The sequence below is a fragment of the Paraburkholderia flava genome, assembly GCF_004359985.1.
GTDB classification, from domain to species: Bacteria; Pseudomonadota; Gammaproteobacteria; order Burkholderiales; family Burkholderiaceae; genus Paraburkholderia; species Paraburkholderia flava.
Map to the genome: position 1 here is coordinate 635,419 of NZ_SMRO01000001.1, position 17,514 is coordinate 652,932.

The window sequence follows — 17,514 nt, forward strand, 5'->3', positions numbered from 1 at the left end:
ATTCCTCCCCACGGGACCCGTTCATGACGACCACCCTCCTCTCCGACGGACTCGACGTGCTGCACGTCAGCAAGCGCTACGCGCAACGCGACACGACGCTCGCCGTCCTCGACGACATCACACTGCGCATTCGTCCCGGCGAATTCGTCAGCATCGTGGGTGCGAGCGGTTGTGGGAAGTCGACGCTGCTGCGGCTGATTGCCGGACTCGACACCGATTACGACGGCACGATCCGCGTCGCGGGCGAACGCGTGCGCGACACGTCGCTGCAACGGGGCATCGTGTTTCAGGATCACCGGCTGTTTCCGTGGTTGACCGCTGCGCAGAACATCCAGGCTGCGCTGCGCAACGCGCCGTTGTCCGCTAAAGAGAAGCGCGATGCGGTCGCCGAACATATCGCACTCGTTGGACTGAATGGATTCGAGGATGCGTACCCGCATCAGTTGTCGGGCGGCATGGCGCAGCGCGTTGCGATCGCACGTGGACTCGTTAACCGGCCGCGCGTGCTGCTGCTCGACGAGCCGTTCGGCGCACTCGACGCACTCACGCGTGGCCGTCTGCAGAACGAGCTGCAGCGTATCTGGGAACACGAACGCATCACGATGATCCTCGTCACGCACGACGTCGACGAAGCACTGTATCTCGGCGACCGCGTCGTGACGATGGCGCCGCGACCGGGGCGCATCGAGCGGATCGTCGACGTCGCGCTGCCGCGTCCGCGCGAGCGTAGCGATCCGCGTTTCGTGCAGCTGCGCGATGCGGTGCTTGCGGATTTCGCGGAACCCAGTGAAGCACGCGATGACGAACCGCCTCACGGTGGCCTGCGCGTCCCATCTTCCGCCGACACACCGATCGGCGCGTGGCGGCTCGCGTGGTAGTGCCGTAGTTCAACGAACGCCCGTCAAACCCGCACCGAAAGCAACGACACGGAGACTCCCGATGACCAACACCGCCATACCCAAACGCCAGATCAGGCTAGGCGCCTTCCTGATGGAAACCGGCCACCACATCGCCGCGTGGCGTCATCCCGACGCGCAGGCCGACGGTGGCCTCAACTTCGCGCACTACGCGGAACTCGCGCAGATCGCCGAGCGCGCGAAGTTCGACACGATTTTCTTCGCCGACAGCGTGAGCGTGCGCGACACGCATCTCCCGTCGCTGTCGCGTACCGCGCGCGCCGATCACTTCGAACCGCTGACGTTGCTATCCGCGCTGTCGGTCGTGACCGAACGCATCGGGTTGATCGCGACGGTATCGACGACCTTCAACGAGCCGTACAACCTCGCGCGCAAGTTCGCGTCGCTCGATCATCTGAGCGGCGGACGGTCGGGCTGGAACCTCGTTACGTCGAGCACCGAATCGGAAGCGCTGAACTTCAGCTTCGACAAGCACCCTGACCATGCGCTGCGCTACGAGCGCGCACGCGAGTTCTACGACGTCGTCGCGGGGCTATGGGACAGCTGGGAAGACGACGCGTTCGTGCGCGACAAGGCGAGCGGCGTGTACTTCGACCCAGACAAGCTGCACGTCCTGAATCATCGCGGCAAACACTTCGGCGTGCGCGGCCCGCTGAACGTCGCGCGCTCGCCGCAGGGCTGGCCGGTCGTCGTACAGGCGGGCGCATCGGAAGCCGGCCGCGAACTGGCCGCGCAGACCGCCGAGGTGATCTTCGTCGCGCATCAGACGCTCGACGAAGCGAAGGCGTTCTATCGCGACGTGAAAGGACGGCTCGCGCGCTATGGACGTCATCCCGATCATCTGAAGATCATGCCGGGCATTTTTCCGGTGGTGGGCCGCACGCAGGAGGAAGCGCAGGAGCGCTTCGACACGCTGCAGAATCTGATTCATCCGACTGTCGGTTTATCGCTGCTGTCGAACATGTCGGGTGGCGTGGACCTGTCGCAGTATCCGGTCGATGGGCCGTTTCCCGATCTGCCCGAAACCAACGGCGGCAAGAGCCGTCAACGGCTATTGCTCGATCTCGCGCGACGCGAGAACCTGACGATCCGCGATCTTTATCTGCGCATCGCGGGCGCGCGCGGACATCAGCAGGTGATCGGCACGCCGCAGAGCATCGCCGATCAGTTGCAGCAGTGGTTCGAGGAAGAAGGCGCGGACGGCTTCAACATCATGGCGCCGTGGCTGCCTGGCGGCTTGAGCGAATTCGCGGAACTCGTCGTGCCGGAATTGCAGCGGCGTGGACTGTTTCGCACGGAATACGAGGGGCGGACGCTGCGTGAGAACCTGGGCTTGCCGAAGCCGGTGAATCGGCATGCGCAGCGTGATGAACAGGAACCGCTGACGGTGGGCGCGCGGTAGGTTTCATTTTTACTGCACCCCATGAACAGCACAACGCCCGTGTCGCGACTCCACGCGACACGGGCGCTATATCGAGCAAACCGAATCAGGCCGCCTGCCAGCGTGCAGACGCGACGTCGAGCTTGCGCGGAATCAGCTTCAGGTTCGTGAACGTGTCGGCGATCTGCTGCTGGTACGCGAACGTCGCATCGTCGATATGCTGCACACCGTAGCTCTGGCGCTTCAGCGCGATCTCCAGTGTCGCGGTGTCGAGGCCGACGAGCGGCGACAGTTGCGTCGCCACGGCGGGTATGTTGTCGCGCGCCCATGCATCGATCTTCGTGACCTCGTCGAGCACGGCGTGCACGAGTTGGGGCTGCGCGGCCGCGAACTTGCGGCTCGCGATGTAGTACTGCGTGTTGCGCACGAGACCTTCACCATCGACGAGCACCCGCGCATTCGCCTGCCGTTGTGCGGCCGCGTAGTACGGATCCCAGATCACCCATGCGTCGACACCGCGCTGCACGAATGCGGCACGCGCATCGGCGGGTGCGAGATAAGCGGGGACAATTTCGGAATAGCCGATCTTCGCCTGTTCGAGCGCCTTCACCAGCAGGTAGTGAACGTTCGACCCGCGGTTCAACGCGACGCGCTTGCCGCGCAGATCGGCGACCGTGCGGATCGGCGAATCGGCCGGCACGACGATCGCCTCGCCCTTCGGCGCCGGCGGTTCGCTGCCGATATAGACGAAGTCGACGCCGCCCGCCTGCGCAAAAATCGGCGGTGTTTCGCCGACGGTGCCGATGTCGACCGCGCCGGCATTCAACCCTTCGAGCAATTGCGGACCGCCGGGAAATTCGAGCCACTGCACGGTCACGCCTTCGGCGGCGAGCCGTTTTTCCAACGAGCCGCGTGCCTTCAGCACGATGAAATTGCCGTACTTCTGATAGCCGATGCGCAGCGTCTTGCCGTTGCCCTGCGCGTGCGCGCTGCTGCTCGCGACGAGCGCCGCCGCGCCGCTGACGAGTGCCGTGCCACGTGCCGCCGCCAGCGCGCCGCCGACGGTAACCGCACTCGCGGCTTTCAGCCATGAACGTCGCGTGGTGCTGACGATGTCGTTGCCCGTGTGGTCGATGGAAGTTTTTTTCGATGCCATGTGCGTGTGCCTGTCGATGAAACTGGTCTGCGGATGTGCTCGCATCATGCGTGGCACATTCCACGCGGGTCAATGAATCGCTTCGAGTTTTTTCTGCTATCGATTTCGTGAGGGGGAATTTGTGCGCTGTTGACGGCGTTATGCGCGTGGGTGCAATGGTTAGCTGAAACGGTCGGTTAGCGATGAGTGGCTGCGTTGCTACGATAGCTGTCCTGCATCGACTGCCTGCCGGATCGATCGCTATGACTCGTGACGCTTCTGTCGCTCGCGGCTGATCGGCAACGCTCGATGTTTTCGTTCATTCACTTGCGCTGTGTCCGTCGTGCACCCGCTGCCGATTCATCGATGACTCACGATCCAAAACCATCGTCGCCACATCGCCGGCGCGTGCTTGGCAGCCTTGCGGGTACAGTCACCGGCACGCTCGCAGGCGGCTTCGCTACTGCAGCTCGCGCAGCAACGGCTGCATCAGGCTCTGTACTCGAACCCGCGCCGTGGACACTCGAGCCAGGCGCACCGCTGCTGTCGCCACCATATGGCGTGCCCTCCTCGTTCGAAGCTCGCGTGATCCGGCGCGTCGCACGAGCGCCTGCGATGCCGGGCTCCGGTTCATCGATGACACCGCTCGCCGATCTCGCCGGCAGCATCACCCCGAACGGCCTGTTCTACGAACGCCATCACGCCGGCGTGCCGCAGATCGATCCGGACCGTCACCGTCTCGCGATTCACGGCCTCGTGCGCGAGCCACGCATCTTCACGATCGACGATCTGCTGCGTTTTCCATCAGAATCGCACATCTATTTTCTCGAGTGCTCCGGCAATACGGGCAGCGAATGGAACGGCCCGAGCGGTCTGCCGGTGCAGCTCACTCACGGACTGCTGTCGTGCTGCGAGTGGACCGGCGTGCGGCTCTCGACGCTGCTCGACGAAACCGGTGTTGCGCCGTCGGCGCGATGGCTGCTTGCTGAAGGCGCGGATGGCGCGGCGATGACGCGCAGTCTGCCGCTCGATCGGATTCTTGAGCGTGCGCTCGTCGTCTATGCGCAGAACGGCGAACGGTTGAGGCCGGAGAACGGTTATCCGTTGCGATTAATCGTGCCGGGCTTCGAAGGCAATACGAACATCAAGTGGCTGCGACGCATGAAGCTGATCCGCGCGCCGGAGATGACGCGCGAGGAAACGTCGAAGTACACGAGCCTGCTGCCGAATGGCTGCGCGCGGCAGTTCGTGTTCGAGATGGATGCGAAGTCGGTGATCACGCGGCCCTCGCCCGGCCATAAGCTCACGGAGCGCGGTTATCACGCGGTGAGCGGACTCGCGTGGTCGGGACGCGGCAAGATTCGTGGCGTCGATGTGTCCGACGACGGCGGCCGCACGTGGCGCGCGGCGCGTCTCACAGGCACGGTGCACGATCGCGCGTTGACACGCTTCGTCGCGGACTGGCACTGGGACGGCGGGCTCACGACGCTGCAGAGTCGCGCCGTCGATGAAACCGGCTACGTGCAGCCGACTCGTGATGCGCTCGTCGCTGCTCGTGGTCTGAATACGCAGTATCACTACAACGCGATTCAGAGCTGGCGGGTGGGAGTGGATGGGGAGGTGCGTAATGCGTAGAGCGCGAGCGGTCGTATGGGCGATCGCGTTTGCATCGCTGGATGCGCTCGCGCAAACGTCGGCGCGACCCGATGTTACGACGCACGAGCGTTACGATATCGGCACGCCGGTCGCACCTTCTGCGCTCGCCTCGTGGGACATCGACGTGAGTCCCGATGGTCGAGGCTTGCCGCTGGGTCACGGCAGCGTTGCACTCGGCAAGGAAATTTTCGCGGCGAAGTGCGCGATGTGCCATGGCGCGCAGGGGCAAGGCGGTATCGGCGATCAGTTGGTAGGCGGTGCGGGCACGCTGACCAGCGTAAAGCCGAAGAAAACCGTCGGCAGTTACTGGCCGTATGCGACGACGCTGTTCGATTACATCCGTCGCGCGATGCCGTATAACGCGCCGCAATCGCTAACCGCCGATGAGGTCTACGCGGTCAGTGCGTATCTGCTGTATCTGAACGGGATCGTGCCGGCGACCGCGCGACTCGACGCGAAGACGCTGCCGAAGGTGCGGATGCCGAATCGGGAAGGGTTTGTTGCTGATCCGCGGCCGGGGGCGTTATAGAAACAGCGGAAGCCGCCGCTCCCCCTATGCGTGTCTGATCTACTCCGCCACCGACTCCACCAACTGCTTGTCTTTCTCGACAATGAACGTGGCAACGATCCTCGATTTTTCGGGACCGTTGAGCACGCTGTGCGGTGTCTCGGGTGGAATCTGATAACCGTCGCCGGCCTTCACGACGAGATCCGGTTGCCCCACTATCGATAGCGTAATGCTGCCCGTGGCGATATAACTCGATTCGACTCCCGGATGCATATGTCGCGGGACGTGCTCTCCCGGAGCGAGATCGAGCGTAACAAGGATGCAAACGTATTTGTCGCCAGGGTATTCGATTTTCTTCAGGAACCTGAGAGGGTATTGCGGCGACGTCTGCGCATCGGCACGGCCTTGAGACAAAGCTAAACCCACCGTGGCGCAAATCGCGCCGGACACGAACCCGCGTCTGTTCAGCATAGTCCTGCTCCTTCGATCTGAATCTGGTTTCTACAGCGATGAACGGATACTTCTTCGAGTGAGGGAGATCAACCTTCCAGCCCTAACACTACTCACGTTCGAAATTGCGGCGATGGGAGTTTTGTCACGCTGTGTATCGTTCATTGCGGTAGATACTTGCGGGTACAAATCTTTTGCAGAGGCGGAGAAGGTACTTTCCTGGTGACGCTCTCGCCCTTCCTTGCTTGACCGGCTACGTGCCAAACTTCCGGAGTGGCATACCGAATGGCTTTTATCCACCACACGACATCAGTCTAGAATCGCGGCTAACCTACTCTCCACCGCGCCTCCGATGTCCACCCAAACCCCACAGTCCGAAGCCTTCTGGCACGACTACACCCAACACACCGGAATCGCATCGACCGATTACGACGTCGTCGCCTTCGGCGACAGCCCCGAGATGGCGACGGAACTCGCGAACCTCGTCATCGCCGGCACCAAACGAGCAACCGCATCGTTACTGCGCGACTACGCGTCACCGGACGCACTGCCGAAACCCGGCGACCACGTCGTGATGCTCGACGGCGACGGCATGCCACGCGCGATCTGGCGCACCACCGAAGTCACCATCAAACCGCTGATCGACGTCGACGAGCGTTTTGCATGGGACGAAGGAGAAGGCGACCGCACTCGCGCGTGGTGGCTCGATGCGCATCGCGCGTTCTTCGGCGAGCAGGCCGCACAGGAAGGACTCACGATGCACGACGAAATCGAAACCGTGTTCGAGCGCTTCGAGATCGTGTGGCCGCTGTCCCTTTCCGACAAGCAACGCTAAGCGCTGCCCTTAATCCCAGGCCGGCGCCAGCCCGTCCGGACTCGTCAACCGTTCGCCGCGATCCAGCGCGGCAATCTCCGCGAGGTCCGCATCGCTCAACGTAAGCGTGCGTGCGACGAGATTGCTTTCCAGATTCGCTCGCTTCGTCGACGACGGAATCACCGCATAACCCAGTTGCAACGCCCACGCGAGCACGACCTGCGCCGGCGTCGCATCGTGTCGCTGTGCGATGCGCACGATCGCCGGATCCGTCAACACCTTGCCATACGCGAGCGTCATGTACGACGTCACGTCGATGCCGTGACGCTGCGCGAAATCCACCACCTTGCGGTTCTGCAGATACGGATGCAGTTCGACCTGGTTGGTCGCGATCGCGTCGGCGCCGACCGCGTCAATGGCGCGCGTCATCAGATCGATCGTGAAGTTCGACACGCCGATCTGCCGTGTAAGGCCCAGCGCTTTCGCATCGGCAAGCGCGCTCATGAATTCGCGCACCGGCACCGCATCGCCAGGTGACGGCCAGTGAACCAGCGTCAGGTCGACGTGGTCGGTGCGCAGCTTCGCGAGGCTGTCGCGCAGGCTCGGCACGAGCTTGTCGCGCGACAGGTTGTCGATCCAGATCTTCGTCGTCAGAAAGAGTTCATCGCGTGCGACGCCGCTCTCCTCGATCGCCTGTCCAACCTCGGCCTCGTTGCCGTAGATCTGCGCGGTATCGATCGCGCGATAGCCGACGGCAAGACCGTCGCGCACCGATTGCTTCACGACGTCGCCCTTCAGGCGGAACGTCCCCATACCGAACGATGGCAGCTTCATGTGTTTAACCCCTCAGAAAGTGAAAACGGCTTGCGGATAAAAAGTGCGGGCGACGGCAGACTGACCGCGAGGTCAAGTGGCACGACGCGTCTCCGATGAACATGAACAGGCTTCGATTATTCAGGCTCGGCGGGTACGGAAAAAGCCGGGGCGAGGGACAAGAATTTTGCGGTGGACTCACGAATCGTGACTCGCGCAGAAAGGAACAGGGTGATGTTCGAAAGAACATTCAGCCGTAGTGGTCATGCCTTTCCACATCTCATCTCATCTGACCACCACCCTGCGGGTGCAGGATTTTTTCTGGCCTTATCAAGGATTTAACGTTCATACATATGGTTTTCCCTGGTATTCAGTCGCTCGCCAACTGATACGATGACTGACCATAAACGCGCATAGATGTTCGAATTCGCGCATCGCCCAAAGCCGATACCGGAGCGCCCTCGCCTCCCGGCGGCCATACAAAGGAATGGAGACAGACTTGAGAACAATCGCTGGTCTGCGCTGGTGGATCATCGCGCTCGTGTGCGCCGGGACCATCGTGAACTACCTGTCGCGCAACGCCCTTGGCGTGATGGCGCCCGAGTTGAAGACGCTGCTGCATATGAGCACCCAGCAGTACTCGTACGTCGTCGGCGCGTTTCAGGTCGGCTACACGATCATGCAGCCGGTCTGCGGACTCATCATCGATCTGATCGGCCTGCGTCTCGGCTTCGCGCTGTTTGCGTGTCTGTGGTCGGCGACGGGCATGCTGCACGGTCTCGCGAGCGGCTGGATGTCGCTCGCCGCGCTGCGCGGTCTGATGGGTCTGTCCGAAGCCGTCGCGATTCCGGCCGGCATGAAGGTCGTCGCGGAGTGGTTTCCGAATCGCGAGAAGTCGGTGGCGGTCGGTTACTTCAATGCCGGTACGTCGCTCGGTTCGCTGCTTGCGCCGCCGCTCGTCGTGTTTCTGTCGCTGCGTTACGGCTGGCAAAGCGCGTTTGCGGTTACCGGTGCGCTGGGTTTTATCTGGGCGGTCGTGTGGTACGTGTTTTATCGCTCGCCCGCCGATCATCCGCGGATCGGCGCGAAGGAACGCAACGCGATCGTCGAAGGACAGACGCCCTCTGCTACCGGCAAGCAGGACAAGCGACGCATCCGCGAAGTGCTGGGCACGCGGCGTTTCTGGGCGATCGCGCAGGCGCGCTTCTTCGCCGAACCCGCATGGCAGACATTCAGCTTCTGGATTCCGCTATATCTCGCCACCGAACGTCACATGGACCTCAAGCAGATCGCGCTGTTCGCGTGGCTGCCGTTTCTCGCCGCCGACCTGGGCGGTCTGTTCGGCGGTTATCTATCGCCTTTCCTGATGAAGCGTCTGCGCATGCCGCTGATCTGGTCGCGTGTCGCGGGCGTCGTGCTCGGCGCGTTCATGATGATCGGACCTGCGTGCATCGGACTGGTCGCGTCGCCGTATCAGGCGATCGCCCTCTTCTGCGTCGGCGGCTTCGCGCATCAGATGATCTCCGCGCTCGTCAACACGCTCGCCGCCGATGTCTTCGAACCCGGCGAAGTCGGCACAGCGGCTGGTTTTGCGGGGATGGCCGCATGGATCGGTGGACTCGGTTTCTCGCTGCTGGTCGGCGCGCTCGCCGACAAGATCGGCTACACGCCGCTGTTCGGCGCGCTCGGTGCGTTCGATCTGATCGGCGCAACGTTGCTCGTGATCCTGATGCGCGGCGCGGTGAACAACCCGCGCGACGATCGCCCCGCAGGCCGCACGGCTTGAACTGACTGGCTCCGGAAACACATCATGGCTACATTGAAGAATCGACCGCGCTTTTCGCTTTCTGCGGCCGCTGCGGTTGTGGAACAACCCGGCAACCGGATCGTCCTGTCTTCGGCTGACGGAGCACGCATCGAACTGTTCGTACTCGCCGACGACATCGTCCGCGTACTCGTACTGCCTCACGGAGAGCTGCGCGGCCCGCGCACGTGGTCGATCGCGCCCGGCACGGACGATGTGCCGCTCGAAGGCCGCGACCGGCGCGACGTGAGCGATTTCGCGCAGGTCGCGTTCAAGCTCGCGCACGACGCGGACAAGCTCGTTGTCGAAACGACGCAAGTGCGTCTGACGGTCGCGCTGGACGGCGGCTTCTGCTCGTGGGAAATCAACAGCGATGGGACGTGGCAGCCGGTCATGAACGATCGCACGACCCAGGCGTACAACTTCGGCTGGTGGGACGAGCGCGTGTATCACTACGTCGAGCGCAAGCGCGACGAGATCTACGTCGGCCTCGGCGAACGCGCGGGCACGCTCAATCGCGCGGACCAAAGCTACGAGATGCGCAACGTCGATGCGATGGGCTACAGCGCGCGCACTACCGATCCGCTGTACAAGCACATCCCGTTCTACGTGACGTGGCAGCCGCAGACGTCGACCGGTTATGGCCTCTTCTACGACACGCTCGCCGACTGCCGTTTCGACATGGGCCGCGAGCTGGACAACTATCACGGCCACTACCGGCACTTCGTCGCGGAGCATGGCGATCTGGACTACTACTTCATCGCGTCGCCGGACACGCCGTTGCACGCGGTGCGCCGCTTCACCTGGCTGACGGGTCGGCCTGCGTCCCTGCCGAAGTGGGGCCTCGGCTATTCGGGTTCGACGATGAGCTACACCGATGCCCCCGACGCGCAACGTCGAATGAGCGAGTTCATCGAGCGCTGCCGCGAACACGACATCCTGTGCGATTCGTTCCATCTGTCGTCGGGTTATACGTCGATCGGTGCGAAGCGCTATGTGTTCAACTGGAATCACGACAAGTTTCCGGACATCGAAGGCTTCGTGCAGGACTACCTGCGCAACGGCATTCGACTGTGCGCGAACATCAAGCCGTGTCTGCTGCAGGACCATCCCGCATTCGACGAGACCGCGCGCGACCACCTGCTGATCCAGACACGCAACGGCGAGCCCGCATGGGTGCAGTTCTGGGACGAGGTCGGCGCGTATCTCGACTTCACGCGTACAGAAACGATCGACTGGTGGAAAGCACGCGTGAAAGACAGCCTGCTGCGCTATGGCATCGCGTCGACGTGGAACGACAACAACGAGTTCGAAATCTGGAGTCCCGATGCGATCGCGCACGGTTTCGGTCAACCGTTCCCCGCAAAGCAGGCGAAGGTGCTGCAAACGCAGATGATGATGCGCGCGTCGCGTGACGCGCAGCGCGAACACGCGCCTTATGCGCGGCCGTTCCTTGTGTCGCGTTCGGGCGGCGTCGGCATGCATCGTTACGTGCAGACCTGGTCCGGCGACAACTACACGTCGTGGGAAACGCTGCGCTACAACCTCAAAATGGGCCTCGGCCTCGCGATGTCCGGCGTGTCGAACAGCGGTCACGACATCGGTGGGTTTTCCGGGCCGGCACCGGCACCGGAACTGCTCGTACGCTGGGTCGCATTCGGCATCTTCCTGCCGCGCTTCAGCATCCATTCGTGGAACGACGACGGCACCGTCAACGAACCGTGGATGCATCCCGACGTCACTGACCAGATCGCTGGTCTCATCAAGCTGCGCTACCGATTGATTCCGTACCTGTACGAACTGCTGTGGCAGTCGCATCGTTCGTACGAACCGGTGCTGCGGCCGATGTTCGCCGAGTTTCCGCGCGATCCGCAGTGCCTCGCCGACGGCGACGACATGATGCTCGGTTCGGCACTGCTCGTTGCGCCGGTCGTCGATGAAGGACAAAGCGAACGCGACGTCTATCTGCCCATAGGCGCGCGCTGGGCGTCGTGGTGGAGCGGCGAAGTGTTCGCCGGCGGCCAGACGGTCACGCTGCCTGCACCGTTCGAACGTCCAGTGATGCTGCTGCGCGAAGGCCATGTCATCCCGCTGAACGTTGCCGAACAGCACTTCGCGCAACCCGCCGACGAACGTGCGTTCATCGCGCTGCCGTTCTCTGACGTCGGCACCACGCACGGCGGCTGTATCGAAGACGACGGCGAAACGGAAGCATGGCGCGATGGTGTGCAGGGACGCTGGAACGTCACGATCGATAGCGATGCGGCCACGCTGCGCATTTCGATCGAACGTGAAGGACAGATGCCGCCTGGCCCGTTGGGACAGACCGAAGTTCGGCTCGACATACCTGCGTCGGACACGCGTGCGGTTGTCTGTACTAGCGGAGAGGTGGTTAGCGATGCGGTGGTGGACGGCTGGCGTCGTCTGACACTGCGCATCGCTCATTGAATTCAACATAGGCGGAATAAACCGCTCATTTACAACAACCGGCAACCATGTTGCACGGGACCGCGGCAAATGCGGTCAACAGGAATGGAGATAAACGCAATGAAAAGCTCGAAACGCGCCCGCACACGTGCAGTGATTCTCTCGAGCCTGCCGCTCGCAGGCGCGATACTGTCCACGACAGCATCGGCACAAAGCAGCGTCACGCTGTACGGTATCGTCGATAACGCCTTCACGTACTCCAGCAATCAGAAGGGTCATTCGAACTTCTACCTGAGCCAGGGCAACCTGCAGGCGAGCAAGTTCGGGTTGCTCGGCGCGGAAGATCTCGGCGGCGGCACGAAGGCGATTTTCCGGCTGGAAAGCGGCTTCAATTCGCTGACCGGCGCGCAAAGCAGCGCGGGCTTCATTTTCAACCGGCAGGCGTATGTGGGTCTGAGCAACGACAAATACGGCACGATCACGCTCGGCCGCCAGTACACGCCGTACTTCAACATGGTCGGCGCGCTCGGACCGACCGGCGTGCTGACCGGTGCAACCGGTGCGCACCCAGGCGACCTCGACGGACTCGACACGACGCTGCGTTTCAACAACTCGATTACGTATGCGTCGCCGAACATCGCCGGCCTGACGTTCGCCGCGCAATACGGACTGGGTGGCGTGCCGGGCAGCGTCGCGAACGGCAGCAACTTTAGCGCGGCATTGCGTTACGACTATCAGTCGTTTTCCGCGGCGGCCGGTTACGTGAAGTTGAAGGACATCACGACGAGCCAGTCGCTCGGCAGCTTCGCGGACAACTCGCCGGTCAACAACGGCTACGCTACCGCGAGCAGCACGCAAATGATCGCGGCTGCCGCGCGCTACACGTTCAACAACCTGATGGTCGGTGTGAATTACTCGAACGTGCAGTACGCGCCCGGCTCGCACTCGCTGTTCACGAGCGAAGCGGTGTTCAACACGTACGGCGCGATCGCGACGTACCGTTTCACACCGGACGTGATCGCCGGCATCGGCTACAGCTACACGCGCGCGAGCCAGGCCAACGGTATCGACGATCCGGCGCGGTATCACCAGATTTCGCTCGAACAGACTTACAGCCTGTCGAAGCGCACGACCCTGTATGCGCTTGAGGCGTATCAGCTGGCGCGCGGGAAGTCGCTGATCGCGTCGGGGTCGGGGGTGTCGATTGCGGATTCGGTCGCGGTGGTCGGCGATTCGCAGAACACGACGCCGTCGTCGGGGCCGTCGCAGTTTGTCGGGATGGTGGGGATACGTCACGCGTTCTGATCGCGTGTGACGTGGACTCAGTGCTTTAGTCCGCGTCGCCCAGCGTGCTTTTCAGGCGCTCTTGCATGAAATCGAGAAAGCACTGGATTCGCAGCGCGAGCTGCGAATTCTTGTAGTACACCGCGTGCACCGGCTGACGACGCACGCGCGTGAGTTCCGGCATCACCTTCACGAGCCGACCAGCCGCGATGTCATGCGCGGTCATGAAACTCGCGAGACAGGCGATGCCCTGCCCGGCCAGCGCCAGCTGACGCAGCGTCTCGCCGCTCGATGCGGCGAGCGTCGGTTGAACGACGAAGCCTTCGCTGTCCGGATGCTTCAGCGGCCATGCGTTCAGACTCTCGGGTTCGGTGAAGCCGAGCAGTGCGTGACGCTGCAGATCGTCGATCGATGCGGGGGTTCCGTTTGCATCGAGATACGCTCGACTCGCCAGCAAGTTCAGCCGGCTCGAACCGAGCGAGCGTGCGTGCAACGTCGAATCGCTCAGCGTACCGATGCGGATCGCGATGTCGGTACTCTGCGCGAGCAGATCGATGTTCAGTTCGCTGGTATTCAACTGCAACTCGATGCCAGGATACTGTTCGCGAAACGCGCCGACGTGCGGCACGACCGCGTGCAACATGAACGGCGTCGCCGCGTTCACGCGCAGCCGTCCCTCCGGCCGATGCTGACGCGCGGCTAGCCGCTCTTCGAGATCGTCCATCTGCCGCAGGATGCTGCGTGCGTTTTCCAGAAAGAACTCGCCCTCTTCGGTGAGCTTCATCCTTCGCGTGGTGCGGTTCAGCAACGTCGTGCCGAGCTTTTCTTCGAGCTTCGACAACGTACGGCTCACTGCCGACGGTGCGAGATTCAGTTCCTGTGACGCGGCCGTCAGCGAACCGGACTCGATGACGGTGACGAAGACTTTTAGTTCGTCGGAGTGGGCTTTCATGGGGTGTTGGGGGGCGGGGGCGATGAGTGCAGTCTACACAGGTGCGGCGGTGGGGTTTGCGTCGGGTTAGCAGCCTGTAAGAACGAAAGCGTATTTTTCACGATCGGCATGACTCAGCAGGCCAACCCGATCGGGACGTGCAATGAGTACTCAATACGCTTCAATGGACCTCGCAAACCCGTCGATCAATACGATGACGCATCGCAATGCCGGTCTGGACGCGCTGCGGGCTTGCCTGACATTGCTCGTTGTATTTCATCACTGCGCCATTACGTACGGCGCGATCGGTGGGTGGTACTACCACGAAATAACGCCGGGCAAATCTCTGGAATCCGTGACGCTGGTGCTCTTCTGCACGATCAACCAGGCGTTCTTCATGGGTTTGTTCTTTTTCCTCGCGGGCTACTACACCCCACGGTCAATCGACCGCAAAGGACCGCGCCACTTTCTGGCCGACCGGTTCCTTCGACTCGGAGTGCCTTTGCTCGTATACGGGTGGCTGATCGGACCCGCAACCATAGCGTTGGCGCAGACAGGTCATGGGCATACATTCGCGAGCACGTTGGTCTACCTGTGGAGACATGCGATCTTCGAAAACGGACCCATGTGGTTCGCCCAGGCTTTGCTGATCTTCAGTGTGGTCGCTGCGCTCTGGAGTGCCGCATTCTCGCACCCCGCTCATGACCAGCTGGACCGATCCGGACGCAAGCTGTTTCCTTCCCACGTGACGCTGGTCGGCGCGGCGCTACTCACGGGTCTCGCGGCACTCGCATTGCGGTCCAGGTGGCCTGTCGGGATCAATGTATGGGGTCTTCAACTGGGATACTTTGCGAGCTATGTCGTGCTTTACGTAGCGGGCTGCCGCGCATCCCGCGTGCGTTGGATCGAACATCTGCCGGAACGGCAAGTCCGCATATGGTGGCGCGTCGCGTTGCTGACGATACCGGTATTGCCGCTCGTTTACTTTCTCGGTGCGTACTTTCCTGCATTACGCGGGCGCCCGCTCTCGGTGCTCTACGCGTTCTGGGAGCCGTTCGTCGCGTGGGGAACGATACTGTTTCTCGCAAAGATTTTTCAGGACCGCTTCGATAAGCTAAAGGGCGTGTGGCAACCGCTATCGCGACGCGCCTACACGATCTATATCGTGCATCCTCCGGTACTGGTTGCTGTCGCGCTCGCATGGCGAAACGTAGCAGCGGCACCGTTACTGAAGTTCGCTATAACCGGCAGCTTCGCCTGCGTCTTTTGTTATCTGATTGCCGGAATTTTGCTTCGACTGCCCAAGCTCGCATCGATACTGTGACGAGCGGAACAACGAATCGTTGTTCTCGACCCGACGCTCGTCATTCGCCCCGCACTGACGACCACGTTGCCCTCGGTTATTTGCCCGCACCGGTGGACGGCACACACGTCAGCATGAGCGTCCCTTCGTTGTCTGCGGCGGCTCTGACTACCGCTCGATGAAACTCGCCCGGCCCGCAAGACCATTCGGCAACGAAATCGGTTTTACACGCATGTGGCGTATGCAACACTGCCGGAAGGACAACCGGGTAACGGCAGGTATCGACGGAATTGCAGCGCAGTGACAGCTCACGCGTGGAATTGACTGGACGGGCACCACAATTCGCGCGATAGGTGCCCGACTCGATTCGGATGGGATCGGCCAACGCGTTGATGCCGACCCCGGACAAAACCGCAAGCCAAAGGAATGTGCAAATTACCCGGACCATGATCGCCTCCATTGCCGAACTCGCAGCGGGCATTAACGGTCGTGCATGTCTGCGTGATTTGTCCAGGCAGCCTCTCGCCAACTGCGCGCTTCAAGTCTACGCCGCTACTCGCTTGCCTACCGACAATGGGTTCACTTGCTATCCGGCCTGCTCTCGACGGGCGTCTGGTCACTAGCATCCTCCTCCGCACCCGTAAGCAGATTTGATAAATCCACCGCCGAAAGCCGCTTCATTTTTCTTTCGAGCTTGTGATCGTATTGCCGGTCGTTCGGCTCCCACGCTTGAGCCTTGCGGGCATATTGCTGCACAAAGCGACCGAGTTCGCCGGCCAGACGAGACTTAGCGCGCTTTGAGGTCATGTGTCGAGAGAGGTAGCTCGTTGTACTGCGGAATGTACACCTGTGCGTCGATTGTGAATGACGTGACCCACGATGGCGAGCATCTGAAACCGGTTGAATCCGAAGATACAAAGCCGGTCGTCACGTCGCACGCTCGACCCGCACGCGCACGTCCAATCGTAAAGCCCTTGTCATGTCTGATGATTTAAATATATGATTCGTATACATCGCATATATATGGAGAGAAGCGTGGGCATCGTGAATATCGACGACGATCTGCACGATCAGGTACGGAAGGCAAGCTCCGTGTCATGCAGGTCGATCAACGCGCAAGCGGCCTTCTGGATCAAGGTCGGCATGCTGTGCGAAATGAGTCCGACACTGAGTTTCAATGAAATAGCGACGCGTGAACTGAGAGCCGCGGGCGTCGTGGTGCAAGCCGCCAAGGTCGCATTGACATGACCAAGCGACCCGAAGAAATCGCGTTGATGGCGGAGTCGGGTCAGTTGCTGGCGGATGTATTTGGCTATCTGGATCAAATGAGTCTGATCGGCATGTCTACCATGCAGGTCAACGATCTGGTCGATGACCTCATCGTCAACGAACTCGACGCGCGCCCGGCAAGCAAAGGTCAGTACGGCTACGCCTATGCGCTTAACGCGTCACGCAACCAGGTTGTCTGTCACGGCGTTCCGTCGACGACCGACATTCTTCAAAGCGGCGACATCGTCAATTTCGACATCACGCTCGAGAAGAATGGCTACATCGCGGACTCCAGCAAGACCTATCTCGTGGGAGAGGTGTCTCCATTGGCGAAACGGCTCGTGCAGGTGACCTACGAAGCGATGTGGAAAGGGATCAAGGCCGTTCGCCCCGGCGCGAGACTTGGCGATATCGGCCATGCCATTGAGCGGCACGCGCGCAGAAACGGCTATTCGGTCGTCAGGGAATATTGCGGGCATGGCATCGGGCGTGAAATGCACGAGGATCCGCAGGTGCTGCATTGGGGAAAACCGCGGACGGGCCTGGTGTTGCAGGAAGGCATGGTGTTCACCATCGAACCCATGATCAATCAAGGGCGACACTCCGTTCGAACCGAAGAAGATGGCTGGACGGTGGTCACGCGCGATGGGCAACTGTCGGCGCAGTTTGAGCACACTGTGGCTGTGACCCGAAACGGTGTGCAGGTTTTGACGTTGCGATCTGGGGAACGGGTGCCCAACTGATCTCGGGGAATGGGATCGTCTAAGTCCCCAGCCCCAAAAGAACACAGCGTGCCGGCACTGCCAAAGCAGTACCCGCGCA

Annotated in this window: 16 protein-coding genes; 11 read left to right on the top strand and 5 right to left on the bottom strand. The window is 61.6% G+C overall.

What is annotated here, in order from left to right; genetic code table 11:
- Nucleotides 1–23 precede the first annotated feature (23 nt).
- The gene (locus E1748_RS02770; RefSeq protein WP_133645619.1) at nt 24–878 is read left to right on the top strand and encodes an ABC transporter ATP-binding protein; all 855 of its coding nucleotides are present in this window, start codon (nt 24–26) and stop codon (nt 876–878) included.
- A 61-nt stretch (nt 879–939) separates the two neighbouring features.
- Nucleotides 940–2,319 (top strand): LLM class flavin-dependent oxidoreductase, encoded by a 1,380-nt coding sequence (locus E1748_RS02775; RefSeq protein WP_133645620.1) that lies wholly within the window; start codon nt 940–942, stop codon nt 2,317–2,319.
- An 85-nt stretch (nt 2,320–2,404) separates the two neighbouring features.
- Here the strand turns inward: E1748_RS02775 and E1748_RS02780 are convergent, their stop codons facing one another.
- Nucleotides 2,405–3,454: a sulfonate ABC transporter substrate-binding protein gene (locus E1748_RS02780; protein ID WP_133645621.1), complete on the bottom strand. Its 1,050-nt coding sequence runs from the start codon at nt 3,452–3,454 to the stop codon at nt 2,405–2,407.
- A gap of 345 nt (nt 3,455–3,799) precedes the next feature.
- Between E1748_RS02780 and soxC the strand changes: the two genes are divergently transcribed.
- Complete coding sequence (soxC, locus tag E1748_RS02785; RefSeq protein WP_133645622.1) at nt 3,800–5,068, top strand: sulfite dehydrogenase; 1,269 nt, start codon at nt 3,800–3,802, stop codon at nt 5,066–5,068.
- Nucleotides 5,061–5,618, top strand: coding sequence for a c-type cytochrome (locus tag E1748_RS02790; RefSeq protein ID WP_133645623.1), 558 nt, complete (start codon nt 5,061–5,063; stop codon nt 5,616–5,618). The genes soxC and E1748_RS02790 overlap by 8 nt, the downstream gene beginning before the upstream one ends.
- A 39-nt stretch (nt 5,619–5,657) precedes the next feature.
- Here the strand turns inward: E1748_RS02790 and E1748_RS02795 are convergent, their stop codons facing one another.
- Nucleotides 5,658–6,068 carry a cupin domain-containing protein gene (locus tag E1748_RS02795; RefSeq protein ID WP_133645624.1) on the bottom strand — a complete coding sequence of 137 codons (411 nt, stop codon included), beginning with the start codon at nt 6,066–6,068 and terminating at the stop codon, nt 5,658–5,660.
- A gap of 331 nt (nt 6,069–6,399) precedes the next feature.
- On the opposite strand from E1748_RS02795, the gene E1748_RS02800 reads away from it, so the two are divergent.
- On the top strand, nt 6,400–6,882 hold the full coding sequence (locus tag E1748_RS02800; RefSeq protein ID WP_133645625.1) for an ASCH domain-containing protein: 483 nt from the start codon (nt 6,400–6,402) through the stop codon (nt 6,880–6,882).
- 9 nt (nt 6,883–6,891) lie between these two features.
- On the opposite strand, the gene dkgB is transcribed toward E1748_RS02800, so the two are convergent.
- Nucleotides 6,892–7,695, bottom strand: coding sequence for a 2,5-didehydrogluconate reductase DkgB (dkgB, locus tag E1748_RS02805; RefSeq protein WP_133645626.1), 804 nt, complete (start codon nt 7,693–7,695; stop codon nt 6,892–6,894).
- A 478-nt stretch (nt 7,696–8,173) separates the two neighbouring features.
- Between dkgB and E1748_RS02810 the strand changes: the two genes are divergently transcribed.
- The 3 genes from E1748_RS02810 to E1748_RS02820 all read left to right on the top strand — a co-directional run bounded on the left by E1748_RS02810 (nt 8,174) and on the right by E1748_RS02820 (nt 13,210).
- The gene (locus E1748_RS02810) at nt 8,174–9,460 is read left to right on the top strand and encodes an MFS transporter (protein WP_240766270.1); all 1,287 of its coding nucleotides are present in this window, start codon (nt 8,174–8,176) and stop codon (nt 9,458–9,460) included.
- A gap of 24 nt (nt 9,461–9,484) precedes the next feature.
- Nucleotides 9,485–11,926, top strand: a complete 2,442-nt coding sequence (locus E1748_RS02815) for a glycoside hydrolase family 31 protein (RefSeq protein ID WP_133645628.1) — start codon at nt 9,485–9,487, stop codon at nt 11,924–11,926.
- A 99-nt stretch (nt 11,927–12,025) separates the two neighbouring features.
- The gene (locus tag E1748_RS02820; RefSeq protein ID WP_133645629.1) at nt 12,026–13,210 is read left to right on the top strand and encodes a porin; all 1,185 of its coding nucleotides are present in this window, start codon (nt 12,026–12,028) and stop codon (nt 13,208–13,210) included.
- A gap of 25 nt (nt 13,211–13,235) precedes the next feature.
- On the opposite strand, the gene E1748_RS02825 is transcribed toward E1748_RS02820, so the two are convergent.
- Complete coding sequence (locus tag E1748_RS02825) at nt 13,236–14,141, bottom strand: LysR family transcriptional regulator (RefSeq protein ID WP_133645630.1); 906 nt, start codon at nt 14,139–14,141, stop codon at nt 13,236–13,238.
- Between the two features lie 142 nt (nt 14,142–14,283).
- Between E1748_RS02825 and E1748_RS02830 the strand changes: the two genes are divergently transcribed.
- Nucleotides 14,284–15,444, top strand: a complete 1,161-nt coding sequence (locus tag E1748_RS02830; protein WP_133645631.1) for an acyltransferase family protein — start codon at nt 14,284–14,286, stop codon at nt 15,442–15,444.
- A gap of 558 nt (nt 15,445–16,002) precedes the next feature.
- Here E1748_RS02830 and E1748_RS02840 read toward each other — a convergent pair.
- The gene (locus E1748_RS02840) at nt 16,003–16,230 is read right to left on the bottom strand and encodes a hypothetical protein (RefSeq protein ID WP_133645632.1); all 228 of its coding nucleotides are present in this window, start codon (nt 16,228–16,230) and stop codon (nt 16,003–16,005) included.
- A gap of 228 nt (nt 16,231–16,458) precedes the next feature.
- Between E1748_RS02840 and E1748_RS02845 the strand changes: the two genes are divergently transcribed.
- Both E1748_RS02845 and map read left to right on the top strand, forming a co-directional pair.
- Entirely contained in the window at nt 16,459–16,671 is a 213-nt protein-coding gene (locus E1748_RS02845) for a ParD-like family protein (RefSeq protein ID WP_133645633.1), read from the top strand.
- The gene (gene map, locus E1748_RS02850; RefSeq protein WP_133645634.1) at nt 16,668–17,435 is read left to right on the top strand and encodes a type I methionyl aminopeptidase; all 768 of its coding nucleotides are present in this window, start codon (nt 16,668–16,670) and stop codon (nt 17,433–17,435) included. The genes E1748_RS02845 and map overlap by 4 nt, the downstream gene beginning before the upstream one ends.
- Nucleotides 17,436–17,514 lie beyond the last annotated feature (79 nt).